General features: G+C 43.8%; 28 protein-coding genes and 1 other annotated feature. Of the genes, 3 read left to right on the forward strand and 25 right to left on the reverse strand.

Annotated elements, in window-relative coordinates; genetic code table 11:
• Positions 1–99: 99 nt before the first annotated feature.
• The 3 genes from AC6HZ4_RS18565 to AC6HZ4_RS18575 are packed head-to-tail and all read left to right on the forward strand — an operon-like array spanning position 100 to position 1,440.
• Positions 100–441 (forward strand): PadR family transcriptional regulator, encoded by a 342-nt coding sequence (locus AC6HZ4_RS18565; protein ID WP_497491176.1) that lies wholly within the window; start codon positions 100–102, stop codon positions 439–441.
• Positions 434–916, forward strand: coding sequence for a hypothetical protein (locus AC6HZ4_RS18570; protein ID WP_497491177.1), 483 nt, complete (start codon positions 434–436; stop codon positions 914–916). Before AC6HZ4_RS18565 ends, AC6HZ4_RS18570 begins: the two co-directional genes overlap by 8 nt.
• A complete protein-coding gene (locus tag AC6HZ4_RS18575; protein WP_497491178.1) occupies positions 913–1,440 on the forward strand; it encodes a permease in 528 nt (175 codons plus the stop codon). Before AC6HZ4_RS18570 ends, AC6HZ4_RS18575 begins: the two co-directional genes overlap by 4 nt.
• Before the next feature lie 76 nt (positions 1,441–1,516).
• Here AC6HZ4_RS18575 and AC6HZ4_RS18580 read toward each other — a convergent pair whose 3' ends face one another.
• From AC6HZ4_RS18580 to spoIIGA, 25 genes are all read right to left on the reverse strand, one after another.
• Positions 1,517–1,783 (reverse strand): hypothetical protein, encoded by a 267-nt coding sequence (locus AC6HZ4_RS18580; RefSeq protein WP_497491179.1) that lies wholly within the window; start codon positions 1,781–1,783, stop codon positions 1,517–1,519.
• A 257-nt stretch (positions 1,784–2,040) separates the two neighbouring features.
• The gene (pyrE, locus tag AC6HZ4_RS18585) at positions 2,041–2,673 is read right to left on the reverse strand and encodes an orotate phosphoribosyltransferase (RefSeq protein ID WP_497491180.1); all 633 of its coding nucleotides are present in this window, start codon (positions 2,671–2,673) and stop codon (positions 2,041–2,043) included.
• Entirely contained in the window at positions 2,670–3,383 is a 714-nt protein-coding gene (gene pyrF / locus AC6HZ4_RS18590; protein WP_497491181.1) for an orotidine-5'-phosphate decarboxylase, read from the reverse strand. The genes pyrE and pyrF overlap by 4 nt, the downstream gene beginning before the upstream one ends.
• Positions 3,358–4,293 (reverse strand): dihydroorotate dehydrogenase, encoded by a 936-nt coding sequence (locus AC6HZ4_RS18595; RefSeq protein WP_497491182.1) that lies wholly within the window; start codon positions 4,291–4,293, stop codon positions 3,358–3,360. Before AC6HZ4_RS18595 ends, pyrF begins: the two co-directional genes overlap by 26 nt.
• Positions 4,290–5,069, reverse strand: coding sequence for a dihydroorotate dehydrogenase electron transfer subunit (locus AC6HZ4_RS18600; RefSeq protein WP_497491183.1), 780 nt, complete (start codon positions 5,067–5,069; stop codon positions 4,290–4,292). Before AC6HZ4_RS18600 ends, AC6HZ4_RS18595 begins: the two co-directional genes overlap by 4 nt.
• Positions 5,066–8,284, reverse strand: coding sequence for a carbamoyl-phosphate synthase large subunit (gene carB, locus AC6HZ4_RS18605; RefSeq protein ID WP_497491184.1), 3,219 nt, complete (start codon positions 8,282–8,284; stop codon positions 5,066–5,068). The genes AC6HZ4_RS18600 and carB overlap by 4 nt, the downstream gene beginning before the upstream one ends.
• Positions 8,269–9,369 (reverse strand): carbamoyl phosphate synthase small subunit, encoded by a 1,101-nt coding sequence (locus tag AC6HZ4_RS18610; RefSeq protein WP_497491185.1) that lies wholly within the window; start codon positions 9,367–9,369, stop codon positions 8,269–8,271. The genes carB and AC6HZ4_RS18610 overlap by 16 nt, the downstream gene beginning before the upstream one ends.
• The gene (pyrC, locus tag AC6HZ4_RS18615) at positions 9,366–10,652 is read right to left on the reverse strand and encodes a dihydroorotase (protein WP_497491187.1); all 1,287 of its coding nucleotides are present in this window, start codon (positions 10,650–10,652) and stop codon (positions 9,366–9,368) included. Before pyrC ends, AC6HZ4_RS18610 begins: the two co-directional genes overlap by 4 nt.
• A complete protein-coding gene (locus AC6HZ4_RS18620; RefSeq protein WP_497495765.1) occupies positions 10,636–11,550 on the reverse strand; it encodes an aspartate carbamoyltransferase catalytic subunit in 915 nt (304 codons plus the stop codon). Before AC6HZ4_RS18620 ends, pyrC begins: the two co-directional genes overlap by 17 nt.
• Before the next feature lie 160 nt (positions 11,551–11,710).
• The gene (locus AC6HZ4_RS18625; RefSeq protein WP_497491188.1) at positions 11,711–12,997 is read right to left on the reverse strand and encodes a uracil-xanthine permease family protein; all 1,287 of its coding nucleotides are present in this window, start codon (positions 12,995–12,997) and stop codon (positions 11,711–11,713) included.
• A gap of 146 nt (positions 12,998–13,143) precedes the next feature.
• Positions 13,144–13,680: a bifunctional pyr operon transcriptional regulator/uracil phosphoribosyltransferase PyrR gene (pyrR, locus tag AC6HZ4_RS18630; protein ID WP_497491190.1), complete on the reverse strand. Its 537-nt coding sequence runs from the start codon at positions 13,678–13,680 to the stop codon at positions 13,144–13,146.
• Positions 13,681–13,904: 224 nt separating this feature from the next.
• The gene (locus AC6HZ4_RS18635; RefSeq protein ID WP_497491191.1) at positions 13,905–14,819 is read right to left on the reverse strand and encodes an RluA family pseudouridine synthase; all 915 of its coding nucleotides are present in this window, start codon (positions 14,817–14,819) and stop codon (positions 13,905–13,907) included.
• An 8-nt stretch (positions 14,820–14,827) separates the two neighbouring features.
• Entirely contained in the window at positions 14,828–15,286 is a 459-nt protein-coding gene (gene lspA / locus AC6HZ4_RS18640) for a signal peptidase II (protein ID WP_497491192.1), read from the reverse strand.
• Between the two features lie 126 nt (positions 15,287–15,412).
• On the reverse strand, positions 15,413–15,706 hold the full coding sequence (locus AC6HZ4_RS18645) for a molecular chaperone DnaK (protein ID WP_497495766.1): 294 nt from the start codon (positions 15,704–15,706) through the stop codon (positions 15,413–15,415).
• A gap of 289 nt (positions 15,707–15,995) precedes the next feature.
• The gene (gene ileS / locus AC6HZ4_RS18650; RefSeq protein WP_497491193.1) at positions 15,996–18,761 is read right to left on the reverse strand and encodes an isoleucine--tRNA ligase; all 2,766 of its coding nucleotides are present in this window, start codon (positions 18,759–18,761) and stop codon (positions 15,996–15,998) included.
• Between the two features lie 58 nt (positions 18,762–18,819).
• Positions 18,820–19,041 (reverse strand) — a binding site (T-box leader).
• A 50-nt stretch (positions 19,042–19,091) separates the two neighbouring features.
• Positions 19,092–19,595, reverse strand: coding sequence for a DivIVA domain-containing protein (locus AC6HZ4_RS18655; protein WP_497495767.1), 504 nt, complete (start codon positions 19,593–19,595; stop codon positions 19,092–19,094).
• An 86-nt stretch (positions 19,596–19,681) separates the two neighbouring features.
• On the reverse strand, positions 19,682–20,455 hold the full coding sequence (locus tag AC6HZ4_RS18660; RefSeq protein WP_497491194.1) for a YlmH family RNA-binding protein: 774 nt from the start codon (positions 20,453–20,455) through the stop codon (positions 19,682–19,684).
• 13 nt (positions 20,456–20,468) lie between these two features.
• Positions 20,469–20,732 (reverse strand): YggT family protein, encoded by a 264-nt coding sequence (locus AC6HZ4_RS18665; protein ID WP_497491196.1) that lies wholly within the window; start codon positions 20,730–20,732, stop codon positions 20,469–20,471.
• Positions 20,733–20,737: 5 nt separating this feature from the next.
• Complete coding sequence (locus AC6HZ4_RS18670) at positions 20,738–21,184, reverse strand: cell division protein SepF (protein WP_497491197.1); 447 nt, start codon at positions 21,182–21,184, stop codon at positions 20,738–20,740.
• A 15-nt stretch (positions 21,185–21,199) separates the two neighbouring features.
• A complete protein-coding gene (locus AC6HZ4_RS18675) occupies positions 21,200–21,868 on the reverse strand; it encodes a YggS family pyridoxal phosphate-dependent enzyme (protein WP_497491199.1) in 669 nt (222 codons plus the stop codon).
• The gene (gene pgeF, locus AC6HZ4_RS18680) at positions 21,865–22,680 is read right to left on the reverse strand and encodes a peptidoglycan editing factor PgeF (protein ID WP_497495768.1); all 816 of its coding nucleotides are present in this window, start codon (positions 22,678–22,680) and stop codon (positions 21,865–21,867) included. The genes AC6HZ4_RS18675 and pgeF overlap by 4 nt, the downstream gene beginning before the upstream one ends.
• A 260-nt stretch (positions 22,681–22,940) precedes the next feature.
• Positions 22,941–23,219, reverse strand: a complete 279-nt coding sequence (locus AC6HZ4_RS18685; protein WP_497491201.1) for a YlmC/YmxH family sporulation protein — start codon at positions 23,217–23,219, stop codon at positions 22,941–22,943.
• Between the two features lie 282 nt (positions 23,220–23,501).
• Positions 23,502–24,281 (reverse strand): RNA polymerase sporulation sigma factor SigG, encoded by a 780-nt coding sequence (gene sigG / locus AC6HZ4_RS18690; protein ID WP_497491202.1) that lies wholly within the window; start codon positions 24,279–24,281, stop codon positions 23,502–23,504.
• A gap of 75 nt (positions 24,282–24,356) precedes the next feature.
• Entirely contained in the window at positions 24,357–25,076 is a 720-nt protein-coding gene (gene sigE, locus AC6HZ4_RS18695; protein ID WP_497491203.1) for an RNA polymerase sporulation sigma factor SigE, read from the reverse strand.
• Positions 25,077–25,099: 23 nt separating this feature from the next.
• The gene (gene spoIIGA, locus AC6HZ4_RS18700; RefSeq protein WP_497491204.1) at positions 25,100–26,017 is read right to left on the reverse strand and encodes a sigma-E processing peptidase SpoIIGA; all 918 of its coding nucleotides are present in this window, start codon (positions 26,015–26,017) and stop codon (positions 25,100–25,102) included.
• Positions 26,018–26,220 lie beyond the last annotated feature (203 nt).

Here is a 26,220-nt window from a genome sequence, read left to right on the forward strand (position 1 = left end):
CTGTTAGTGACATATCACTGTTAATAACAGTATACTATTATTAACAGTATGGTGTTGCCGAAAAAAATTTTACATTTAAATTAGGAGGTTATATATTTCATGAAACATACAGGGAGACATACAGGTGCATTTCTTCTGCTATTTTTAACAGAGGGAGATAGCTATGGAGGGAAACTTCTGCAGAAATGTGAAGAAGAGCTTCCCATCAATCCAATTGATAGTGCCATCTTATATCGCACATTAAAATCATTAGAGAAAGAAGGTGCTGTTGAGTCTTATTTGGATACATCTGATCAGGATAAGCTGATAAAAATGTACAAAATTACTACATTTGGAAAAAGAAAATTAGAAGATTTTCAAATAGATATCGAAGAAAAAATGAAGAACTTATCGTTTTTCTTAAATAAATACAAGGAATGGAAGGAGTCTAATCATGATTAATGGCGCTATCCTCTACGCTATCGCTATTATTCTTCTCAGTATTTCTTTTATAAAAGATCGAAATAAAACAAGAGATGCTCTATTAAAGTCATGGAAAAGCTTTCGTAATATTATACCTGACATGCTATCAATTATGCTTTTCGTTGGACTATCACTATCTATATTAACTCCATCCTTAATTTCTTCAATCATTGGAGAAAAATCTGGATTGACAGGTATTGTTTATGCAGCATTAATTGGATCTATTGCACTAGTTCCAAGCTTTGTTGTATTTCCTCTTGGACATACATTAGTCCAAAATGGTGCAGGACTCCCTCAAGTAGCTGTATTAATGTCTACATTAATGTCAGTAGGAATCACAACTTTACCTATGGAAAAAAAGATATTTGGGCGAAGTTTTGCCTATTCTCGCAATGCATCTGCAGTGTTAATGTCTCTAATATTTTCATATATTATTTGGGTGGTGATGGGATGAATGAATTAAAAAGATATCGTTTCTTTTTCATTTTATTATTTGGGCTCATTATCCTTACTTTTATAAACCAATCGGTGGGATGGAACGCGTTTCAATTAACAGGAAAAAGCATTTTAGATATGCTGGTTCTACTCCCTCCTGTCTTAATATTCGTAGGTTTGCTTGACAAATGGGTAGAGAAAGAAACATTAATTAGATATATGGGGAGAAAATCCGGCATCTATGGCATTTTGTTCTCCCTATTATTAGGGGTAATTGCAGCTGGTCCCCTCTACGTAGCTTTTCCAATTGCGGCACTTTTATTAAAAAAAGGAGCAAGCATACGCTATATTGTATTTTTTTTAGGAGTCTGGACAACTGCAAAATTACCGGTTATTGTATATGAACTTGCTTCATTTGGAGTTAAATTTACACTCATTCACATTTGTTTTGGTTTGTTATTTTTCTATTTAATGGGTATTATTTTTGAGAAATTTTATAAGCATCGACAATTGTTAAAGTATGATATAACTGAAGACGTTTAGATTTAGATCGATAAATCTTTAAGCCCTCAATCCCAAATTCTTTTGTAGCTGCAGCTTTTAAATTTATAATATTCCATTAAGAGTTGGACTTCTCATGGAAAAATACTAGGGAATTAAGTTCTCCGTCCACAAGCCAAACATCAGCTTCTACACTCGTAAATCCATGTTCCAAAGCATCAGTTAATGGACGGATATGTTCGTAATCATTATGTGCGTGAGCTTTTGCAAGAGGGACCACAGTCTCTTGTTTAGATAATGGGGAATTACCTGCAGCAAAAACATCTGTGAATGACATCATGAAAATAGAAGCAATAAGGGTTAAAACAGCTAAGCATTTTTTCATCGTTTCTAGACCTCCTGTACTAATTGATTACCTTTTCCATTCTAGAGAGAAAACCATAGAATTCAATGAAATTAATAGATTCTTAAAGAATCCTTTGGCTAATTTACATATCGTATGTAAATGGTAAAATACTTTTATAAAAAATTAACAAAACGAATAATGCAATAGAAAAAATAATAATTTTATCTTTTGTTCAATAATCTTTAAACACAAAAAAGAGCAAAGGGCCGCCCCTTTGCTCTTTTTATGTTTAAAGATTAAGCTTTTTCCGTCATCCATTCTGCCGGATTTTGGCGCCACTCCTGCAGCTTCGCTAGATCGCCTTCAGCGATGATGCCTTTTTCTAACGCAACCTCAATAAGAGCAGAGTAGTTGCTCAACGAATAGGATGCTACGTTCGCCGCATCCAATTTGTCCTGCCCAGCCTGCAGCTCGTATGTAAAAATCGATACGATGCCAAGCACTTCGCAGCCCGCTTCACGCAATGCCTCTACGCATGTAATTGCGCTGCCGCCTGTTGAAATTAAATCCTCAACAACAACAACCTTTTGTCCTTCTGTTACTTTTCCTTCGATTTGATTGCCTTTGCCGTGGCTTTTTGCTTTGCTGCGTACATAGCACATTGGCAAGTTCATCAAATCGCTCACCCATGCAGCATGCGGAATGCCGGCTGTTGCTGTTCCTGCAATCACATCTGCCTCTGGGAAATGCGCTTCGATTAATTGCTGTAAGCCTTTCGCAATATCTTTTCTTACATTTGGAAAGGAGAGCGTTAAGCGATTGTCGCAATAAATAGGAGATTTAATACCAGAAGACCATGTAAATGGGTCATTTGGCCGTAAAAATACCGCTCCGATATCTAATAAGTGAGATGCGATTTGTTTTTTCATACAGTAGACCCCTCCCATTGTTGTGTTACCTTCTTATATGCCTCAAGCGGATTCTCCGCTTTTGTAATGCTTCGTCCAACTACGATATATGTGGAGCCTAATTCACGTGCACGCGCTGGTGTTGCAATGCGAACTTGATCATCAACATTGTCGTCTGCCATACGAATTCCAGGTGTAACCGTCACAAAGCCTTCTCCGCACGCTTCACGGATTTTCGGCACTTCAAGGGTTGAGCAAACAACACCGTCCAACCCGCTGTCTTGTGCGAGCTTCGCATAATGCAGTACCGTTTCTTCCAAGGATTTTTCAATCCACAGCTCCCTTTGCATCACTTCTTCAGATGTGCTCGTAAGCTGCGTTACGGCGATACAAATCGGCCGTTCTTTTCCTTCTGGCGTTCCTTCCTGCAACCCTTCGAGCGCCGCTTTCATCATATTCGTTCCGCCAGCAGCGTGAACATTAACCATATCCACACCAAGAATAGCGAGATTTCGCATAGCACTTTTTACGGTATTTGGAATATCATGCAGCTTTAAATCCAAGAAAATGCGGTGGCCTCGTTCCTTCAAATAGGTGATAATGCTCGTCCCTTCCCGGTAAAACAACTCCATACCGACCTTTACAAATAGCGATTCCTCACCGAAATGTGCAAGAAACTGCTCGACTTCCTTTTGGCTCGGGAAATCAAGCGCGACTATAGGTGTTCGCATTCTTCCAGCTCCTTCCGTGACAGTCTGAAATGTGATCATACCCAAGCTCTTCAAGAAGCTGCGGCAATTCTTCAATAATCTGCGGACATACGTATGGGTCTACGAAGTTTGCTGTTCCGACTGCTACGGCACTTGCACCTGCATAGAAAAATTCAATTACGTCCTCTGCTGTTTCTACGCCGCCCATGCCGATAATCGGAATCTCTACCGCTTGGCTTACTTCATAAATCATGCGAAGTGCAACTGGTTTAATCGCAGGGCCGGATAAACCGCCTGTCCGATTGGCAAGAATTGGCTTTGCTGTTTTTAAATCCAGGCGCATGCCAATAAGCGTGTTAATCATTGTTAACCCGTCAGCACCAGCTTGTTCAATTGCTTTTGCCATATCCACGATGTTTGCTACATTTGGAGATAGTTTTACATAAACAGGTACCTCTGATACCTCTTTTACTTTCTTTGTTAAGTCCGCTGCAATTTCGGGTATCGTTCCAAAGGCAATTCCACCTGTTTTTACATTTGGACAAGAGATATTTAATTCAAGCGCATGTACGTTCGGCGCCTTTGAAATTTCTTTCGCTACTGCAACATAATCCTCTGTCTGCGATCCCGCTACATTAGCGATAATCGGCACATCAAACTGCTCAAGCCATGGCAATTCCTCGCTTACTACCTTCTGAAGCCCTGGGTTTTGGAGGCCGATTGCATTTAGCATGCCAGCTGGTGTTTCTGCCACACGCGGCGTTGGATTTCCAAAACGCGGCTGTTCTGTTGTTGCTTTAATCATAATAGAGCCAAGAATGCTTAAATCATACAGGTTGGCGTATTCACGTCCGAATCCAAAGCAGCCGGATGCCGGCATAATTGGGTTCTTCAAGGAAAGACCCGGCAATTCTACTTGTAATCGACTCATAATACAACCTCCCCTGCTTTAAATACTGGTCCATCACTGCAAATCTTTTTATAAGAATAACCATTCGGATCGCTTTGCAAATGGCATACGCAGGCGAAGCAAGCGCCAATGCCGCAGCCCATCCGCTCTTCAAGCGAGATATACGCTTTTCGATCCTGGTACCGTCCGTCTAATGCTTTTAGCATAGGCGTCGGGCCGCATGAATAAAGAATATCAAAGGTAATGCCGTTTTGGTCAATCACATCTGTAACAAATCCCTTTGTTCCATGTGTGCCGTCCACTGTTGCTACGTATGTGTCGCCGAGCTCTGCAAATTTTTCCTCATAAAACACATTCTCCTTCGATTGAAATCCGAGAATGTGAATAACGCGAACGCCTCGTGCTGTAAGCTGCTGCGATAATTCATATAATGGAGGAACACCGATTCCGCCTCCAACTAAGCAAGCTGTTTGTCCCGGCTCTGCTTCTTCAACTGGAAACCCGTTACCTAACGGACCGAGCACGTCCACTTCATCGCCTGTGCGCTTATTCGCTAAAAGAGATGTACCCTTTCCTTCCGCGCGGTACAGCATAGTGAATTCATTCTTGTCCTTGTCCACGTTGCAAATGCTGATCGGGCGGCGAAGCAGAGGAGAATGCCCCTCTGCCACCTTGATATGCACAAACTGCCCGGGTTCGTTCATTTGCTGCACAAGACTGCCTGCTAACGTCAACTCATAAATATTTTTTGCGATTGCTTGCTGACGGACGACGGTCATGAGCTGCTTTTTCATCATGAATACACCGCCTGTTGACGAGTCGGAACTGTTATTTCCTTCATTTGAACTGCTGAGAATGTCATCGATTCAATAACTTGTAAAATCGCTCTCGTTGTATCAAGAGATGTTAAGCATGCAACACCGTTTTCAACGGATTCACGGCGAATACGGAAACCGTCGCGCTCAGGCTGCTTGCCCTTCGTTAATGTGTTGATAACAAACTGCGCTTTTCCTTGGCGGATAATGTCAAGCAGGTTATAATCCTCAGAATCAATTTTGTTCACAAATTGAACCGGAATGCCGCCTTGCTGCAAGTATTTCGCTGTGCCAGCTGTCGCCATAATGTTGAAGCCGATATCGTAGAAGCGTTTCGCGATTTCAAGCGCCTCTGCTTTATCTTTATCTGAAACCGTAATAATTACTGAGCCGTGCGTTGGGATGTTAATGCCCGCTGCGATTAAGCCTTTATACAATGCTTTCTCAAGCGTTGTATCTTTACCCATAACCTCGCCTGTTGATTTCATTTCAGGGCCGAGTGTTGTATCAACAGAACGCAGCTTCGCAAACGAGAATACTGGTGCTTTTACATACACTTCGTTCGCCTCTGGGTGGTAGCCTGTGCCATAGCCAAGCTCCTTCAGTGTGCTGCCAAGAATAACCTTTGTTGCAATGTTCGCCATTGGCACGCCAGTAATTTTGCTTAAGAATGGTACAGTACGGCTTGAACGAGGGTTTACCTCTAGCACGTATACCTCATCTTTGTATACAACGAACTGGATGTTAAGCAAGCCGACGATGTTTAAGCCTTTTGCAAGGGAAATCGTATGCTGTACAATCTTATCTTTAATTTCTTGCGTTAAGCTTTGAGATGGATATACTGCAATCGAGTCACCAGAGTGAACGCCCGCGCGCTCGATATGCTCCATAATACCTGGGATGTATACATCTGTGCCGTCAGAAATTCCGTCAACCTCGATTTCTTTTCCGATCATGTAACGGTCAATGAGTACTGGATGATCCGCATGTACTTTTACCGCGTTTTGCATATAGTGCAGAAGCTCTTCCTTGCGGTATACGATTTCCATCGCGCGTCCGCCAAGAACGTAGGATGGTCTTACAAGCACTGGATAGCCGATTTCTTCTGCGATCACAACTGCTTCTTCTACCGCTGTCGCTGTTTTACCTTTAGGCTGCGGAACGCCAAGCGCTGTTAAAGTCGCTTCAAATTTATCACGATCTTCCGCACGGTCTAAGTCTTCAAGAGATGTTCCTAAAATTTTCACGCCGCGTGCCTCAAGCTTAGCAGCAAGGTTGATTGCTGTTTGACCGCCGAACTGAACGATAACGCCTTCTGGCTTCTCTAAGTCGATAATATGCATTACATCTTCGATTGTTAATGGCTCGAAGTATAATTTGTCAGAAATACTGAAGTCTGTAGATACTGTTTCCGGGTTGTTATTGATGATAATCGCTTCATAACCCGCTTCTTTAATCGCCCATACAGAGTGTACAGTCGCATAGTCAAACTCGATCCCTTGACCGATGCGGATCGGACCGGAACCTAGTACAACAACACTCTTGCGATCTGATACGATTGATTCGTTTTCATCTTCGTACGTGCTGTAGAAATACGGTGTAGCAGATTCGAACTCAGCCGCACATGTATCTACCATTTTGTAGACAGGGATAATGCCGTTTTGCTTTCTTGTGGCATAAATCGCACTTTCATCTGTACCCCATACGGATGCGATGTAACGGTCACTAAAGCCCATTTCCTTCGCTTCTTGAAGCACTTCAAGGTTTCCTACGTTTTCCTTCAACTGCTTCTCCATGTTTACGATGTTTTCAATTTTTTGCAGGAAGAAGAAGTCCATTGCGCTCCAGTCATGAATTTCTTCTTTTGTTACGCCTTGACGGATTGCTTCCGCTACGATGAATAAACGCTCATCATCCGCTTTTGCAATACGCTTTTGCATTGTTTCCTTATCAAGCTCTTTTAAGTGATCCATTTCTAAATGGTACACGCCAAGCTCTAGAGAACGAACTGCTTTTAAAAGCGATTCTTCTAACGTACGGCCCATCGCCATAACTTCGCCTGTTGCCTTCATTTGTGTGCCGAGAAGACGGTTTGCGTCCTCGAACTTGTCAAACGGCCAGCGTGGGATTTTGGATACAACATAGTCAAGCGCAGGCTCGAAGCATGCAAATGATGTTTTCGTAACTGGGTTGATGATTTCATCCAGTGTTAAGCCTACTGCGATTTTCGCTGCCAATTTTGCAATTGGGTAACCAGTTGCTTTCGATGCAAGCGCAGAAGAACGGCTTACGCGCGGGTTTACTTCAATTACATAGTACTGGAAGCTGTCTGGATCCAGTGCAAGCTGTACGTTACATCCGCCTTCGATACCTAGCGCGCGAATAATTTTTAAAGATGTATTACGCAGCATTTGGTATTCACGGTCGCTTAGCGTTTGGCTAGGCGCAACAACGATGGAATCCCCTGTATGAACACCTACTGGGTCAATGTTTTCCATGTTACATACAACAATTGCGTTGTCGTTTGCGTCACGCATTACTTCGTACTCGATTTCCTTGCAGCCAGCGATACTCTTCTCAAGCAAACATTGTGTCACAGGGCTGTGCTTCAAGCCGCTTGATACGATTTCAACTAATTCTTCGTCGTTTGAGCAAATACCGCCGCCCGTTCCGCCAAGCGTAAATGCCGGACGCACGATTACCGGGAAGCCGATTTCTTTTACAAAAGCCTGAGCTTCTTCTAGTGTATGAATAATTGTACTTTGCGGGATTGGCTCGTTAAGCTCCTGCATTAAAGTGCGGAACAAATCACGGTCTTCCGCACGCTCAATTGCAGAAAGCTTCGTTCCTAAAATTTCTACGCCGCACTCATCTAATACGCCGGATTTCGCTAATTCTACCGCCATGTTCAAGCCTGTTTGGCCGCCTAATGTAGGAAGCACCGCATCTGGACGTTCTTTGCGAATGATTCGGCTCACAAACTCTACTGTTAATGGCTCAATATATACTTTATCGGCAGTTGCCGTATCAGTCATGATTGTCGCAGGGTTGGAGTTAACAAGAATAACTTTGTATCCTTCTTCTTTCAGCGCCTGACACGCTTGTGTACCGGAGTAGTCAAACTCCGCTGCTTGCCCGATAACGATTGGGCCGGATCCGATTACTAAGATTGTATTAATGTCTAAACGTTTTGGCATAACGCTTCCCCTTCCTTCTTGCAGTTTTCAATCATGCTTAAAAATTGGTCAAATAAGTGGTTCGCATCCTCTGGTCCAGGAGATGCCTCTGGGTGATATTGCACTGTAAATGCCGGCGCTTCTTTATGGCGCAATCCTTCTATTGTGCCGTCATTTAGCGCTACATGCGTAACTTCAAGCTTTGTATTGGCAATAGATGATGGTTCTACTGTATAGCCGTGGTTTTGCGCTGTAATGTCTACTCTTCCTGTTACTAGGTTTTTAACCGGATGGTTAGAGCCGCGGTGGCCGAACTTAAGCTTCTCTGTATCTGCTCCGCTTGCCAGTGCGAACAGCTGATGGCCAAGGCAGATGCCGAACAATGGTACTTTGCCGATAAGCTCACGAACTGTTTCAATTGCTTCAGGTACATCCTTTGGATCTCCAGGGCCGTTGCTTAGCATAATGCCATCTGGATTTAAACGCAGGATTTCAGCAGCGCTTGTATTGTACGGTACAACAACTACATCACAGTTGCGGTTGTTTAGCTCTCTCAAAATACCGTGCTTCATGCCGTAATCCACAAGAACAACGCGGTAGCCGCGTCCCGGGCTTGGATAAGCATGTCCTGTCGATACTTGCTTTACCTGACCTGTATATGCAGTGTCCTTCAGCTGATTTACCACTTCGTTCACATCAGCATCCATACCGCACAAACGGCCGCGAAGTGTACCGTGCTGACGAAGGATTCTTGTCAGCTTACGTGTATCAATACCGGAAAGACCAGGAATATCACGCTCTTTTAGGTATTCATCAAGCGACAAATCACTGCGGAAGTTTGATGGATGATCGCATACTTCCTTTACGATTAATCCATGAATAGATGGGTTGATTGTTTCAAAGTCGTCACGGTTAATGCCGTAGTTTCCAATTAACGGATACGTAAGTGTAACAATTTGTGAGCAGTAGGAAGGATCAGATAGAATTTCTTGGTAGCCTGTCATCCCTGTGTTAAATACAACTTCTCCAGCTTTCTCTGTCTCACCGCCAAATGCTTTCCCGATAAATACCGTTCCATCTTCTAAAATCAGCTGTCGCTTCTTCATGCGAATACACTCTCCTTTTGCCATGCAATTTTACCGCCGACAAGTGTCATAACTGGCCATCCTTTACATTTCCAGCCAGCAAACGGCGTGTTTTTCCCTTTTGATACGAATGTTGCCGGATCAATCTCTTGTTCTTCTTCTAAGTTTACAATTGTAATGTCTGCTTTTTTACCAACCTGAAGACGACCGCTATCAAGGCCAAATGTTTCAGCCGGTTTCACTGTTAGGAATTCCACAAGCTGCGCTAACGTTAAAATGTTTGTTTCAACGAAGTTCGTGTATAGCAGCGGGAACGCTGTTTCAAGTCCTGTAATCCCAAACGGAGCACGTTCAATGCCAAGCGCTTTTTCCTCTGCTGTATGCGGAGCGTGGTCTGTTGCGATCATATCAATTGTTCCATCAAGCAATCCTTCGATAAGCGCCGCTCTGTCGTCTGCCCCGCGAAGAGGCGGATTCATTTTAAAGTTTGGATCAAGTCCAACGATGTCTTCATCACACAGCAGCAAGTGATGCGGTGAAACCTCAGTCGTCACACGAATGCCGGCACGCTTTGCATCGCGCACAACACGAACCGATTCCTTCGTGCTAATATGACAAACATGGTAATGACAATCAGCTGCTTCTGCGAGCAACACATCGCGTGCGATATGAACAGATTCACAAACAGAAGGAATTCCATTTAAGCCATTTTCCTTAGAAAACGTTCCTTCATGAACACAGCCTTTATTAATCAATGTATTTTCTTCACAATGCGCCACGATCGGCATATGTATCGCCGCCGCTCGCTTCATTGCTTCTAGCATCTTGCTTGCATCTTGCACACCGACACCATCATCTGTAAAAGCGAAGGCTCCCAATTTCTTTAAAGCCTCAAAATCAGTCAATTCTTCTCCAAGCTGACGCACTGTAATTGCAGCATATGGCAGAACATTTACATGTGCGCTTTCAGAAATGCGTTTTTGCAAATTTTCCATATGTTCCACGCTGTCTGGAACAGGACGCGTATTCGGCATGGAGCAAATTGTTGTAAATCCGCCTTTTGCCGCAGCAAGCGTACCAGTTGCAATTGTTTCCTTATGCTCTCCGCCCGGCTCTCGTAAATGCACGTGAACATCAATGAATCCTGGGGCAATCAGATGCCCTTGTATGTTAATCACTTGTGCGTCTTTGCTTTCTAGGTTTTCTCCTATCTCTGCAACTACGCCATCCTGAATGAGTATATCAGTTTTGATGGTGTTTCCTTCTTCATTTACATACAAACCGTTTTTAAACAAGTAATTCATGGTTCACCCCTCCTAATTCTGCTGACAACGCGCGCTTTAACACTGCCATTCTTACATATACACCGTTCTCCATTTGCTTGAAGATTCGGGAACGTCCGCATTCTACGAGTTCATCTGCAATTTCAACGCCTCGGTTGACTGGCGCAGGATGCAAAATGATGCTTCCCGGCTTCATACGCTGCTCCCTCTCAATTGTTAAGCCATGCTGCTCATGATAATCCCTCATAATATGCTCTGCAAACTTGTCATGCCGTTCATGCTGAACGCGCAGTAGCATAAGAACATCTACCTGAGGAATGAGTTCATCAAGAGATTCGTATGTTCCGAAAGAATTTTGTTCATCCATCCACTCTTTTGGGCTTGCGAAAAAGACGCTGGCTCCTAATTTTGTTAACGCCTCAGCATTGGAACGTGCTACGCGGCTATGGCGGATATCCCCGACAATCGCGATCTTCAGCCCCTCAAAGCTGCCAAACTCCTGCCCGATCGTAAGCAAATCAAGTAAGGATTGCGTCGGGTGATTGCCGCATCCGTCGCCTGCATTTAAAATCGGAATGTTTATTTTTCCCCTAAGCTCATCAAAATAACGATCCTCTGGGTGGCGGATGACAACAGCTTTTGCTCCGATGGATTGCAAGGTTTTTACAGTATCATACAGCGTTTCCCCTTTTTGTACGCTCGATGATTCTGCGGAAAAGTTGAGAACCTCAAGTCCAAGACGCTTTTCTGCTACTTCAAAGCTAAAGCGCGTTCTTGTACTTGCTTCAAAGAACAAATTTGCGACAAATGTTTTCTCCTTTGGCTGTACAATGCAGCCGCGGGCAAATTCTTCAGCGTCCTTTAAAATCTCTTTTATCTCCTGCACTGATAACTCGCTCATCGTTAGCAAATGCTTCACTGTCATCCTAATCCCTCATTCCTGTGTTTTATCATACTACATCGGCATATTTATAACAATACGTGAATAAAAATACCCTGATCTTTATGAGACCAGGGTGTAAAAAGTTTAAGCATTTTTTACACCCTTTCAAGTCTCACGGGACTTACTTAAAAGGTGGTTATGATACTTTTCGTTGTTTAGTTGATTTCTTTCCCTCTTTTGCTGAAGGAAGAACAAGATTTAAAAGCACACCGATAATCGCGGAAAGCGCCATGCCTTCTACCTGGAACGATTGGCCGATATGAATAACGGCCCCTCCAATTCCAAGAACAAGGATCACAGAAGCGATCACCAGGTTGCGTTTTTCGCCAAAATCTACTTTATCGTCAATCATCGTACGCAAGCCGCTTGATGCTATAATTCCGAACAAGAGGATAGACACACCGCCCATAACAGGTGTTGGAATTGTGCTAATTAATGCAGAAACCTTTCCTACAAATCCAAACACGATTGCCATGACTGCCGAACCCACGAATAAATATACACTGTATGCACGTGTAATCGCGAGTACACCAATATTTTCGCCGTATGTTACGCTTGGCGGCCCTCCAAGAAGAGCAGCTGCCATTGTCGCTACCCCGTCACCCAATAATGAACGGTGTAATCCTGGCTTTTGAAACAAATCACGATTAATAACATTTCCAAGTACGATTTGATGCCCAATATGCTCCGAAATTGTTACAACCGCTACCGGAACCATAAGAAGAATAATTGTCCAAGAAACTCCTGGTGTGTATGTTAAAAACGGAATCGTAAAGTCCGGTACTGCAAACCATTTTGCATCAATTACTTTTTGAAAATCTACCAGGCCTTGCGTATAAGCAAATACGTATCCGCCGATAATGCCCAGCAGGACAGGGATGATGCTAAAAAAGCCTCTTGCAAAAATGGAGAAAGCAATTGTAATGGCAAGTGTTACTAAAGCAACTGAAAAATTTGTTAAGCTGTATTTTCCGTCTGCATCATTCATAGCCATATTAACCGCTGTACCTGCAAGTCCAAGTCCGATTACCATAATTACGGGCCCTACAACGACTGGCGGCAATAGCTTCATCACCCAGCCGGATCCTGCTTGCTTGATGATTATTGCAATAATCGCATAGACAAGACCTGCTAGAAACGCTCCCACCATTGCGGCTCCCGGACCACCTGATGCTTTTACTGCAATAATTGGCGCGATAAACGCAAAGGATGAACCAAGATAAGCCGGCATTTGCCCTTTTGTAATTAGAATGAAGGTAAGTGTTCCAACCCCGCTTGTAATAAGTGCAACTGCTGGATTTAGTCCGGTCAGGAAGGGTACGAGAACTGTTGCACCAAACATAGCAAACAAGTGCTGAATGCTTAGTAAGAACCATTTTCCCGGGCTTGGTATTTCGTGAATATCAAGTACTGGTTTTTGCATAAAAAATAAATCCTCCTCATAAATAAAAAACTCTTTGCGTCCGTTGCACAAAGAGTCCTGTACATCCATATGCCGTGCGATCAGGCATGCGGAAGTAGAGACCCTTTGACAGCCTCACGGGACTGCTTTTAAAAGGGCATTACTAGTTAGTAGTATATGCTTACTTTATCCTCTGTATCCACTTCGCTTAGAGCCACAACAATGCGCTCCTCGCTGGATGTTGGAATGTTTTTGCCGACATAATCGGCGCGAATCGGCAGTTCGCGGTGACCGCGGTCAACAAGCACTGCCAGTTGAATTTGTGACGGTCTTCCGATATCCATTAGCGCGTCCATAGCAGCGCGCACTGTTCTGCCTGTATACAGTACATCATCTACGAGTACTACCTTTTTATTAGTAATATCGATTGGAATATCTGAGCCCTTAACAAGCGGATCATTGTCTTGTTGAAGTGTTAAATCATCGCGGTACAGCGTGATATCCAATTCCCCAATCGCAACTGCTTTTCCCTCAAATTGTTCGATTCGTTCTGCTAAACGTTTTGCTAGAAAAATTCCTCTCGTTTTAATACCAACGAGAACAAGTTCGTCTACTCCTTTATTACGTTCTACAATTTCATGACTAATGCGTGTTAAAGCGCGGCGAACCATTTGCTCATCCAATACAACTGCTTTTTCCGTCACTTGTTTCACCCCTAGGCTGTTGTTGTCAGGAAGCCATAAGAAAAGCGGACACGATCGGTCTACCTTTTCTTACAAAAAAAGTCCTCTCGCCGCGCGCGCAAGAGGACCTTGAAAAAGGGTATACGTCACCCTGTTTCTTTCAAACCGTCTCCTTCTCAACCTCACGGGGCTGCGTTAAAGGACTTATTGAATTGTTAACATTATCTCAGTATTTCTTTAACCTGTCAAGATAATCGACGCAAATATTCAAGCAGATGTGCAAAATCTTGTGGAAGAGGCGCTTCAAACTCCATATACTCCCCTGTTCGCGGATGCGTAAATCCTAAAATACCAGCATGAAGCGCTTGCCCGCCAATATCCAGTGTTTTCTTCGGACCATACTTTGGATCTCCCGCAAGCGGATAGCCAATGTACTTCATATGAACACGAATCTGATGCGTTCGTCCCGTTTCAAGCCGGCATTCTACATACGTAAAATCCTTAAAGCGCTCAAGAACGCGGAAATGTGTAACAGCGTTCTTTCCATTTTCATCAATCGTCATGCTTTGGCGGTCCACTTTATCACGGCCGATCGGCGCATCAACCGTTCCTGTATCATGCGGGATCACCCCGTGCACAATCGCTTTATACCGTCTTGTTACCGTCTTTGCAACAAGCTGATTCACAAGCGACTCATGTGCCATGTCGTTTTTTGCGACCATCAATAAGCCAGATGTATCCTTATCAATACGGTGCACAATTCCCGGGCGCATGACACCATTAATACCTGATAGATCTTTACAATGATACATTAAGCCGTTTACGAGCGTTCCGGTTACATGGCCAGGCGCAGGATGCACAACCATACCGCGCGGCTTGTTCACAACGAGAACATCACGATCCTCATAATAAATGTCAAGATCCATTGGCTCCGGTAATACATCAAGCACTTCAGGCTCTGGCACCGTAATTGCAATGGCATCTCCTGTTTTTGCTTTGTAATTTCCTTTGACGACTTGTCCGTTTACAGTTACAATTCCGTCCTTAATCCATTGCTGCACTTGCGAACGCGACCATTCTGCATTAATGCTCGCAACGACCTTATCAATTCGCTCTTTGTTCTGCTCTTCTGTTACCTTTTGTTGTACAACCTCTTGCATGCCTTCTTCTACTCCTTCGCTTTCTTACCTTCAAGCAGCGTTTGAATCATGATGAGCGCTACACCAATGCAAAGCGCGGAATCAGCGACATTAAATACAGGAAAGTTATAAGAAAAAATATACGTGTGAATAAAATCCACTACTTCTTTCCTCCATACACGATCGATGAAATTTCCGATTGCTCCGCCTAAAATAAGCGACAGCGCCAACCCTAAAAACTTGTCCTGCTTCCCGTACTTCTGTATATAATAGACGACTCCGATTACAAAAATAACTGTGATAATATAAAAGAACCACATTTGATTTTGTAACATACCCCATGCAGCCCCACGATTCCGGTGAGACGTTATGTATAGCACATTATCAATGATTGGAATACTTTCACCGAGCTCCATATTTTTTACAATGAGCCATTTTGTGAATTGATCAATTGCAATGACAACTAGCGCAATCAAATAATATATCATTTTTCTTTCCCCCGCCATGACAGTGTACTTCAAAAGTTTAGCACACGTCTAAACTTTTCACAATGAATGGCTTCATAAAGAGAATAAAATGTAAATTGAGGTGTAAAATAACAATGTTATTTTTCCTTATACTGTTTTTAAGCGTTCATATAAAAATTCATGAGCTGTTCGCGCCGTCGGCATAATCCGCAACTGCTCCAGCGGCAGAAGCTTTCCTGTTTCCTCACAAATGCCGTACATTCCTATTTCCATTTTAAATAAGGCACGTTCTACATCCTTTAAATCCTCTTGTATATGGTGCAGCACCGTTTTTCGTTTTACTTCCTCTTCGGACACCACAATGCCCCGCTCCTCAGTTGTTTCCATTTGGTATAAACGGTTTTGTTCCTGCTTTAGCCGTGCTCTTAACTCTCGTTTCATCAACTCAAGCTCATACTTAATTTCGAAGTATGTTTTTATATTCACGCTGTTATCCCTCCATCACCGTTTAACGTAGCTTTAGTTTATCCAAAAAGCCCGCCCTTACAAGCCACAAGTTTTTCCTATTAGAATGAGCGGACACGGCCCGGTTTGCTTGCGAAAGAGGCAGTTCTCTGCCCCCAGCAAGCAGGTTATGGGAAGAGGGCAGCGTACCCCAAAACGTTATACTTTCTTCAAAATATAAAGAAAAGGGACTCACTCATCCAATTATGAGTTAGTCCCTTTGTTTTTACTTCACATAGTTCTCTTTTACAACAGTTGCACAGCGCGGGCATAGTGTTGGATGCTCGCTGTCTTGGCCCACTTCCGTAGAAACAGTCCAACAGCGCTCGCATGTTTCACCCTCTGCCTGCTTTACAACAACAGCAGTATGCTCATATTTATGCGCTTCAGCTGGCGCATCCTCAATTGTTCCTGCAACCTCAAATCCGGAGACAATAAACAATTGCTTAACATCTTCTTTAATGGATGCGAGCAATGCATGCATTTCCTTTGTTGGATACAGCGTAATGCTTGCATTTAACGACTTGCCAATAATTTTCGCGTTACGCGCTTCCTCAAGTGCTTTTAACACATCATCGCGCAGGCTTAAAAACGCATCCCATTTGCTTTGCAATTCTTCAGCATTCGCCACCTTCACTGCTTCCGGCATATCCGTTAATTGGACACTTTCTTCGCTCACACCAGGCACGTATGCCCATACCTCATCAGCAGTATGAGGTAAAACAGGAGAAACAAGCTTCGTTAACGCGACCAGCACCTCGTATAATACCGTTTGAATAGCACGGCGATCATGGTTATCAGCGCCTTCGATATATAAAATATCTTTCGCAAAATCTAAATAGAACGCACTGAGATCAATTGTACAGAAGTTATGAAGCGCGTGATACATTGCCGCAAAATCGTATGTTTCATACGCTCCCTTTACTTTATTGATTAGGTTGTTTAGCTTCACCAGCATATAGCGATCAACTTCACGAAGCTGCTGGGCGCTTAATGCATGCTGACTTGGCTTGAAATCAAATAGGTTTCCAAGCAAGAAGCGGAACGTATTGCGAATTTTGCGGTATACTTCTGCAACCTGCTTTAAGATATCATCAGAGATGCGCACATCAGATTGATAATCAACAGATGCAACCCATAAACGAAGAATATCCCCGCCCAATTGATCCATAATTTTTTGTGGAACTACGACGTTTCCAATTGATTTACTCATTTTGCGGCCTTCTCCGTCTAAGACGAAACCATGGCTAAGCACACCTTTATACGGCGCCTTTCCTGTTACTGCAACCGCAGTCGACAAGGAAGAGTTAAACCAGCCGCGATATTGGTCAGATCCTTCTAAATACAAGTCTGCCGGACGCTGCAGGTCATCGCGTTCTTCTAATACAGCCTGATGAGAAGAACCAGAGTCAAACCAAACGTCCATAATGTCCGTTTCTTTACGGAAGCGGCCGTTCGGGCTGCCCGGATGCGTGAAGCCTTCTGGAAGCAGATCTTTTGCTTCGCGCTCGAACCAAACGTTTGAGCCGTGCTCACGGAAAAGATGAGCTACATGGTTAATCGTCTCATCTGTAATGATGGCTTCGTCATTTTCCGCGTAGAATACAGGAATTGGAACGCCCCATGCGCGTTGGCGGGAAATACACCAATCACCGCGGTCACGTACCATATTATACAGACGTGTTTCTCCCCATGCTGGTACCCATTTCGTCTCCTCTACTGCCTGCAGCAACTCGCTGCGGAATGCATCAATGGACGCGAACCATTGCGCTGTCGCCCGGAAAATGATCGGCTTTTTCGTTCTCCAATCGTGCGGATAAGAGTGCGTAATAAAGCTTAGCTTCAGCAGCGCTCCAACCTCTTCCAGCTTTTGACCGATTGGTTTGTTCGCCTCTTCATAAAACAGCCCTTCAAAACCTGGCGCATCCTTTGTCATGCAGCCTCTGTCATCCACTGGGCATAATACGTCCAGACCGTACTTTTGACCAACAATAAAGTCATCTTCCCCATGGCCAGGCGCCGTATGCACGCAGCCCGTACCTGCATCTGTTGTAACATGTTCACCAAGCATAACGAGGGAATCACGGCCATACAGCGGATGCTTCGCCACGATATACTCCATTTCGCTTCCCTTTAATGTTCTAACAACCTCAGGGTTTTCCCAGCCAATTGCATTTGTCACAGACTCCAATAATGCGGAAGCAATAATGTATTTCGCGCCGCCGACTTTTACTACGCTATATTCTAACTCCGGATGGATAGAAATACCTAGGTTCGCTGGAATTGTCCATGGCGTTGTCGTCCAAATAACAAATTTCTCATCGCCCTCTAGTACACCCTTTCCATCCTTCACATCAAATGCTACATAAATGGATGGGGATTTTTTGTCCTTATATTCAATTTCCGCTTCAGCTAATGCAGATTCACTTGTCGGAGACCAGTACACAGGCTTTAGACCTTTATAAATATAGCCCTTTTTCGCCATATCGCCGAATACTTTAATTTGCTGTGCTTCATATTCCGGCTTTAATGTGATGTACGGATTCCACCAATCACCGCGAACACCTAAGCGAAGGAACTGCTGGCGCTGACGATCGATTTGCTCATACGCATACTCTTCACAAAGCTTACGGAATTCAGCAACTGTCATTTCCTTGCGCTTGACTCCTTTATTTGTTAAAGCCTGCTCAATTGGAAGTCCATGCGTATCCCAGCCTGGAACATACGGTGCATGATAGCCGCTCATTGATTTATAGCGAACGATAAAATCCTTTAACACCTTGTTTAATGCATGACCCATATGAATATCACCGTTTGCGTACGGCGGCCCATCATGCAGCACAAATAGCGGACGACCCTGCGTGCGCTGCTGCACCTTTTCATAAATGTTCATTTCAGCCCATTTCGCTTGCACATCAGGCTCGCGCTTTGGCAAATTGCCGCGCATTGGAAACTCTGTTTGCGGCATTAATAACGTGTCTTTATACTCCATAGTAATCCTCCTCATCATCCGGACATAGGCACAAAAAAGAGACCTCCTCATCCCCCAAAAAAGGGACGAGAAGGTCTCCCGCGGTACCACCCTTATAAATACAAGACTATGCCTGTATCCACTTCATATTCGTAACGCGAATGCACGCCTGCGCCTACTCATTCGTTCAGCGCGGAACTCCAGGGTGATATTCCTTTTTCCTCCTTAACCGGGCTCTCACCTTCCCCGATTCGCTATGTAAGGGTGTGAAAAAAGTACTTGTCCCTATCTCCGTATTTATCGATACTATTTGTTATTGAATTATATGTAATTCTCGCGAAAACGTCAAGTTTACAAGGAAGCTTCTTCCTGTTTAAGCAATTCAGATTCCTCAAGCTCCATAAGCTTGTCCCAGTCATCATTGTTAAGCATATCCAGCTGCGCTTCCAGCAGCATGCGAAAACGCGTACGAAACACCTTCGACTGCTTTTTTAATTCCTCAATATCGAAGGAGACCTTTCTTGATTTTACAAGCGCTTCGTTAATGATACGATCCGCATTTTTTTCCGCTTCACGAATGATAAGCTTTGCTTCTTTTTGTGCATTCCGCTTTACCTCTTCCGCCGCTTCCTGCGCAATTAAAATTGATTTATTTAGCGTATCTTCAATGGAGGAGAAATGATGGAGGCGTTGCTCTAAATCTGCAGCTTTTTCCTCTAACATTTTTTTCTCGCGGATGACATGCTCGTAGTCTTTAATAACCTGATCTAAAAACTCATTTACTTCATCTTCATCGTAACCGCGAAAGCCGCGGCTAAATTCTTTGTTATGAATATCTAATGGTGTTAAAGGCACCCGTGCCACCTCCAAGTAGTCGTCTAAAAATACATTTTGATTATATGTGTTCGACAAAACAAGCGGTTTTCCTTCCTGCAGCTTGTTTATTTTCGCAGTCCGTATAGAATTCTCCATTTGTCACGCTTTGATTTTCCATCTACCGACAGCAATTTTCCTCGGCCGTAGCCGCGGACAGAAAAGGCATCACCTGCATAGCACTCATACGAGGGCTGCTCTACTACCTTCCAATTCACCTTGACAAGGCCGTTTTTAATGAGCGGAGAAACCTTTTGTCTGGAGAGATTAAAAATCTCAGCAATTAAAACATCTAGACGCATTGAGGATACAGTACCTGACTTTTCTGTCCATTCCTCCTGCTGATGTAAAATATCCTCTGGCGAAACGGTCGATAACGAAACGCTTGCCTTCCCAACAGATTGTAAATTCATGCGGATATAATCCGTTACCTCTTTTGCCACAGCCATCTGGATGCGTTCCTGCTGCAAGACAATATCGCCGTACTTCCCGCGCTTCATACCAAGCGACATAAGCGCCCCGAGTACTTGTCGATGCTCAATGGTATGAAATTTGGACGCGTATGAAATTTCGAGTGTTTCCACTTGAAATTCCTCCAGCTCAGGCTGGATATAAGACGGATAAATCAGCGCTCTTTTTCGTTCAGCTTGCTCAAAAGCACCGAAAAATTGTACAGCTGCCTCCGATTGACTGCCAATGATCATGGAAAGGATTTGCTGCTCGCGCGGGTCAAGAAAATCCGTCAATTTCATTTTATGATACTGCTCGGCCGCCTCCTTCCACTCTAATGCTTGATCAACGAAGACGGCCTCTTCAGCCCGAAAATGATCATAAATGCTCATAGTATTCTCCCAATTACAAAACCATCTGTACTAAACGCGCCAAACCGATTTTCGCAAAGCGCAAAACGAGGATAGCTACGATTGGCGAAATATCGATCATGCCGAGCGGGGGAATGAAACGGCGAAACGGCTCTAAATACGGCTCGCAAATACGAGCTAAAAAGTGCCCAAAGCTTGAGTCCCGTGCGCCCGGCAGCCAAGAAAGTAAAATATATACGATTAAGGCGTAGTAATAAATATCAAATAGCAAAAACAAAGCATTCAACACAACAGCCATGATGCTTACCACCTTTTATTGTTAGTTTCTTCTGATTCGCCAAGCAATTCCGAAATCGCTCCAACAATATCTACATTGTCTGGCGTACATAAGAAGGTTCTCACACCCAGCTTTTGAATATCACCGCCGATTGCATATACAGTGCCGCTCATAAAGTCAACGATGCGAATCGCCTGATCAGTCGACATACGCTGCAGGTTCATCACAACGGCGCGGCGGCCTTTTAAATGATCGGCGATAGCCTGCGCCTCTGCATATGTGCGCGGCTCAAGCAGCACCACCTTTGTGCCCTGCTTTGCCTTCTCAATACTCACTACATTTTGCTTTTGCGGCGCTTTTGGCAGTTGGATATCTTCATCCATAGGTTGTTCTCTCTCTCTTTCATACGAAATCCGTTCGTCTTGTTCCTCCGGCGTTTCAAAGAAGAAATCCTTGACCTTTGTCCAGCTCATCGTTTTTTTCCTCTCCTATCCTACTAAAATGGTTCCCAAACGAATATACGTTGCCCCTTCTTCTACTGCGATGACATAATCATTAGACATGCCCATTGATAACTCCCTGCAAGGAGCATACGGCAAATTTAACGCTTGTACATCCTGCTGCAGCTTCTTGAGCGTTCGGAAGCATGTTCGGATTTGCTCTTCATCATCAGTATAAGGAGCCATTGTCATCAGCCCTGCAACATGTATGCGATCAAAGGAGGCAAGTTCCTGGATAAATGGAAGCAGCTGACTTGGCTCAAGCCCTTGCTTTGTTTCCTCATTCGATGTTTTCACCTGTACGAAGCAAGAGATGCGGTGCTTGGCCCGCTTTTGGATCTCTTGCGCAAGCGAGATACGATCAAGCGAATGCAAATAATGAATTTGATTGATTATATCCTTCACCTTGCGCGTTTGAAGGGATCCAATAAAGTGCCAAACAGCATCTGGCCCAATCACCTCATATTTCGGCAAAAATCCTTCGTTTCGGTTTTCACCAAGATGCATAATCCCGCTTGCAAGCACCTCTCTCGTTTTCTCAATTCCTACTGTCTTTGTTACCGCTACAACGGTTACATTCTCTATAGAACGTCCTGACCGTTTGCAGGCTTCTTCAATATTCTGTTTTACACGCGTGTAATTCTCTTGTACTGTCAACTGCCCAAACCCTCCTTAAACCCAATGAAACTAAGCATGCGCCCTGTTTTTCCGCAGTCGCGGCGGTGTGAGAAAAAAAGTGTTTCCTCGCAGCTTGTACAAAACGAAGCAGCAGCAATATTCGCCTCCGCAATTCCTTCCTGCAGGAAAATCAAACGGTTGATTTCCTTCAAATCAATCGCATACTGCCCCTTCGAAATGACGGTGTGCGGAACATCTCCTTGCAGCTGCTGCTTCATTGCTTCGAGCACGCGGTCATCAACGACGTAGCAGCATCCGCCAATCGACGGACCGATCGCTATCAGCACCTCAGAAGGAGCAATCCCCTCCTCCTGCTGCCATTTGCGAAGCATCTCACGCGCGATTCCCTTTGCCGTTCCCTTCCACCCTGCGTGCGCTAAGCCTATTAGTTTATGGCCTGGCGCGTAAAAGTAAAGAGGAACACAGTCCGCATAGCAGGAGGTAAGAAGAACACTTGACTCCCCTGTATAAATTCCATCTGTGCCCGGCACGCCATCCGCATAAGAAAACACACCTTTTCCGCACTCAGCATCTCCAACTCTTTCCACTCTGTTATCATGAATTTGCTCGGAGCAAATCCACCTATGTAACGGGAAATGAAGGCGGGAAGCAAGGATACGCCGATTCTCGTGCACCGCAGCTTCCTTATCGCCCACATGCAATCCTGCATTCATCGAGGAAAAGTGACCGTTGCTCACACCGCCCTCGCGCGTCGTAAATCCAGCTGTCACGCCTTCCCATACAGCTATATGCAGCATTCCTTCTCTGTATTGAAACGGCTCTTGTTTCATCAGCATTCGCACAGGAGACCCTTACCTCAAAAAATGTAAAGAGCGTAGCCCAATAAGTAAACGGGGGAGGAATATTCGTTGGCCTTAGCCAATACTTCTCCTGCACTTCCTCCTTTTCTTCTCATAATCGTCCTATCTAAGCAGCTTGAAGCTAGCAAACCTTACTCACATAAAATTTATGGTACTTGTTGTCTATTTTACCATACTTTTATTTTTCCATAAGGATAACACAAAAAAAAAAGAATAATTTGTAATAAATTTTACGAAAGTGTCGTTGTTTGTATTGGATTCGGTGATGGCTCGCTGCTAGAAACGCGCACTAAAATGACGTCCTCTCCAATTTTAACAATGTGCTTCCACGGTACAATGATTTCCTCGCCTTTTCCAAACAAACCAAGTCCTCTTCCCGGCTTTGCGATAATAACTGCTTGAATCTTCCCTGTATGAAGGTCAATGTCAATATCCCCAATATTCCCCAGCTTTCTTCCATCTGATACGTTCACAACATCCTTCAACTGAAATTCTGATATCCGAATCATGAGCACCCTCTCCTTTTACATTTAGTATATGATGGGAATGACGAGGGTAGAAGGTGAAGAAACATAGGAAAAGCGCTTCTTTTTAGGGAATACCAAAAGGAATCCTTGTTTCTGTTCTTTATACGTGGTGAGGGCTATTTGCCTGCGAGGGGCTGGGCAAAGACAGAGGCGGAGTTGCCCTTACCTTTGTTGCTAAAATTTCCTGCCACGTCGAATAAGCTTCCAGCTGGAAATTTATACATTCTTACAGTGTAAGAAGAGCCCGCCAAAATTGACGGGCTCTTATCCTTGAATCGTTTTATTCATTTGTTTAATAGCACTTTTCTCCAGACGAGAGACTTGCGCCTGCGAGATGCCGATTTCCTCAGCGACCTCCATTTGCGTTTTCCCTTGGAAAAAACGCTTTCGAATAATCATTTTTTCCCGATCGTTTAACCTCTTCATTCCTTCTTTTAAAGCAAGCTCCTCTACCCATTGCTCATCACGCTGCCTGTCATCGCTTAGCTGATCCATCACGAAAATCGGATCGCCGCCGTCATTGTAAATCGGCTCAAACAATGAAACAGGATCTTGAATAGCATCTAATGCAAAAACAATCTCTTCATGCGTCACACCAAGCACTTCAGCAATATCCATAGCAGTCGGCTCTTTTGAGTTTTCTGCCATAAGCTTTTCTCTTACCTGCAGCGCCTTATAGGCGATATCTCTCAGCGAGCGCGATACGCGAATTGGGTTGTTATCGCGTAAATATCTTCGGATTTCTCCGATAATCATCGGTACAGCATACGTTGAGAATTTAACGTTTTGACTCAGGTCAAAGTTATCAATCGACTTCATCAGCCCAATGCATCCGACCTGAAACAGATCGTCAACAAACTCTCCTCTGTTGTTAAATCGCTGAATGACACTGAGGACAAGCCGCAAGTTGCCGTTGACCAATTTTTCTCTCGCGCTGTTGTCGCCGCCTTGCATTTCTTGAAACAGCTTTCGCATTTCATCGTTTTTCAGTACTGGAAGTTTAGATGTGTCTACACCGCAAATTTCTACTTTGTTTCGTGTCACTGTCTTCCCTCCTACTGGGAGTTGCTGTACAGTGTAAAGTATCTCCTTAGGAGGGAATTTTATGCACAAGCTATGCTAGACCATTTTGTTGAATTCTTTGCGAAGACGTTTGATGATGCGCTTTTCCAGGCGAGAAATATACGATTGTGAGATGCCAAGCATGTCGGCAACATCCTTTTGTGTTTTTTCTTCACTGCCATCAAGACCGAAGCGAAGCTCCATAATTTGCTTCTCTCTGTCATTGAGCTGATGCAATGCCTTTAGGAGCAAGTGCCGATTTACATTGGCTTCTAAATCCTTTGTGATAATATCATCCTCTGTACCAAGTACATCAGATAGCAGCAGTTCATTACCGTCCCAATCAATATTTAACGGCTCGTCAAACGACACCTCGGAACGATTTTTGTTATTTCGTCTCAAATGCATTAAAATTTCATTTTCGATACAACGGGAAGCATAAGTGGCGAGCTTAATTTTTTTCTCGGGGTTAAAGGTATTGACTGCTTTAATCAGCCCAATAGTGCCGATGCTAATTAAATCTTCAATGTTAATCCCCGTATTTTCAAATTTTCTCGCTATGTACACAACGAGACGCAGGTTTCTCTCGATCAGCAGCGCACGCGCTGCTTCATCTCCCTTTGGCAGCTTCTCAAGAAGCATTTCCTCCTCTTCCTTTGTTAAAGGAGGCGGCAGCGCTTCACTTCCGCCAATATAATAAATTTCATCGGTCTTAATTCCAAGTTTCCTTAATAATTTATACAAGAGATATGTCAGTTTCAGCCTAATACTCGCCATAAGTTTCCCTCCTAGTCATCGTATTACGCAGGTACAATGTCAGCAGATACAAACATTTTCGGATGCAAAATACATGCATATTCGTGATCGGATGAAAGCTTCGTATCAGATAAACCGATGAGAATGCGTGTGACGCGCAGAAGCTCGTTTCCCTTATAAATGCGAACTTCATCTGGCTTCACAGCAAGCAAAAAACCGTGATTTTGCCCGACAACACGATACGGTACAATGCGAATACGCGTTGTCCACTCCGGTTCTTTCTCATTCCACTCAGGCAGCGTATTCTTGATTCGGGCCTGCTGAATCAGCCATTCCGGGAATAATGCTGTTGCACAAGCTGCTTCTACAATCATAACCGGTGTTTTTGTAAGAGGATCGTACAGCTGGTTACCGCTGTCAACTAGCCCGCTAAGCTGCAGCTCTGCTCCATTTATGACGATCTCTACTCTAACAATTTGGTCATAGCGAATTTCTGTCACTTCAATCTCGCTGATTCGTTTTTTGGAGAAGTAATACATAAGAGGAAACCCAAACACAACTAGTGTCCAGCTAATGGGATCACCAAATGAAAGACTTCTTGCGGATACGATTCCTCCAGCCAGTTCGTTTGTCTGCATAAAAAAATGCAATCCAATAAGTCCTCCGCCTACCATAAATGTAACGAAATAAAACATGAGCAGTGTTTGTATGAATGTACGAATTTTTGTGAATCCAAAAGCTGCATATACAATAAGAACGGAGTACAAAAGTTTCACCGCTGGATGTGTCATCGTAGTTGCATAGGGAGTAAAAGCAAATATGACAATCGTAGAAGCAATACATGCTCCAAGCAGCAGACGCCGCTTCTTTATGCGTCTCTTGAGTACAACTGCAGTCAGCATCAGCAAAAGACAATCAATGCAAAAATTCAAAAGCCATATTGCATCTGCATAAACAACCAAGTATTCCACCTCTTTTTGGCCGGTTGAGACTAGTATAGAACAAGCGGTATGGAAAAGTCTGTCAATTCATGATGTGATTTTTTTGTTATTTTGCAAATTCTGCCCGCAATCTGTCAGTCGTTAAGAAAAGCGGACACAGTCCGTCCTGTTCCCGAAGGAGACCGTTCTCTGCACATTAGAGCGTTTTTTGCCTGCTATGGGGA

The sequence above is a fragment of the Ectobacillus sp. OTK genome, from assembly GCF_059698935.1.

Coding starts and splice junctions, on each gene's coding strand:
- AC6HZ4_RS18565 (WP_497491176.1), top strand. CDS start 100: ATGAAACATACAGGGAGACATACAGGTGCATTTCTTCTGCTATTTTTA.
- AC6HZ4_RS18570 (WP_497491177.1), top strand. CDS start 434: ATGATTAATGGCGCTATCCTCTACGCTATCGCTATTATTCTTCTCAGT.
- AC6HZ4_RS18575 (WP_497491178.1), top strand. CDS start 913: ATGAATGAATTAAAAAGATATCGTTTCTTTTTCATTTTATTATTTGGG.
- AC6HZ4_RS18580 (WP_497491179.1), bottom strand. CDS start 1,783: ATGAAAAAATGCTTAGCTGTTTTAACCCTTATTGCTTCTATTTTCATG.
- pyrE (WP_497491180.1), bottom strand. CDS start 2,673: ATGAAAAAACAAATCGCATCTCACTTATTAGATATCGGAGCGGTATTT.
- pyrF (WP_497491181.1), bottom strand. CDS start 3,383: ATGCGAACACCTATAGTCGCGCTTGATTTCCCGAGCCAAAAGGAAGTC.
- AC6HZ4_RS18595 (WP_497491182.1), bottom strand. CDS start 4,293: ATGAGTCGATTACAAGTAGAATTGCCGGGTCTTTCCTTGAAGAACCCA.
- AC6HZ4_RS18600 (WP_497491183.1), bottom strand. CDS start 5,069: ATGATGAAAAAGCAGCTCATGACCGTCGTCCGTCAGCAAGCAATCGCA.
- carB (WP_497491184.1), bottom strand. CDS start 8,284: ATGCCAAAACGTTTAGACATTAATACAATCTTAGTAATCGGATCCGGC.
- AC6HZ4_RS18610 (WP_497491185.1), bottom strand. CDS start 9,369: ATGAAGAAGCGACAGCTGATTTTAGAAGATGGAACGGTATTTATCGGG.
- pyrC (WP_497491187.1), bottom strand. CDS start 10,652: ATGAATTACTTGTTTAAAAACGGTTTGTATGTAAATGAAGAAGGAAAC.
- AC6HZ4_RS18625 (WP_497491188.1), bottom strand. CDS start 12,997: ATGCAAAAACCAGTACTTGATATTCACGAAATACCAAGCCCGGGAAAA.
- AC6HZ4_RS18635 (WP_497491191.1), bottom strand. CDS start 14,819: ATGCAAGAGGTTGTACAACAAAAGGTAACAGAAGAGCAGAACAAAGAG.
- lspA (WP_497491192.1), bottom strand. CDS start 15,286: ATGATATATTATTTGATTGCGCTAGTTGTCATTGCAATTGATCAATTC.
- AC6HZ4_RS18645 (WP_497495766.1), bottom strand. CDS start 15,706: ATGAAACGAGAGTTAAGAGCACGGCTAAAGCAGGAACAAAACCGTTTA.
- ileS (WP_497491193.1), bottom strand. CDS start 18,761: ATGGAGTATAAAGACACGTTATTAATGCCGCAAACAGAGTTTCCAATG.
- AC6HZ4_RS18660 (WP_497491194.1), bottom strand. CDS start 20,455: ATGAGCATTTATGATCATTTTCGGGCTGAAGAGGCCGTCTTCGTTGAT.
- AC6HZ4_RS18665 (WP_497491196.1), bottom strand. CDS start 20,732: ATGGCTGTTGTGTTGAATGCTTTGTTTTTGCTATTTGATATTTATTAC.
- AC6HZ4_RS18670 (WP_497491197.1), bottom strand. CDS start 21,184: ATGAGCTGGACAAAGGTCAAGGATTTCTTCTTTGAAACGCCGGAGGAA.
- pgeF (WP_497495768.1), bottom strand. CDS start 22,680: ATGAAACAAGAGCCGTTTCAATACAGAGAAGGAATGCTGCATATAGCT.
- AC6HZ4_RS18685 (WP_497491201.1), bottom strand. CDS start 23,219: ATGATTCGGATATCAGAATTTCAGTTGAAGGATGTTGTGAACGTATCA.
- sigE (WP_497491203.1), bottom strand. CDS start 25,076: ATGGCGAGTATTAGGCTGAAACTGACATATCTCTTGTATAAATTATTA.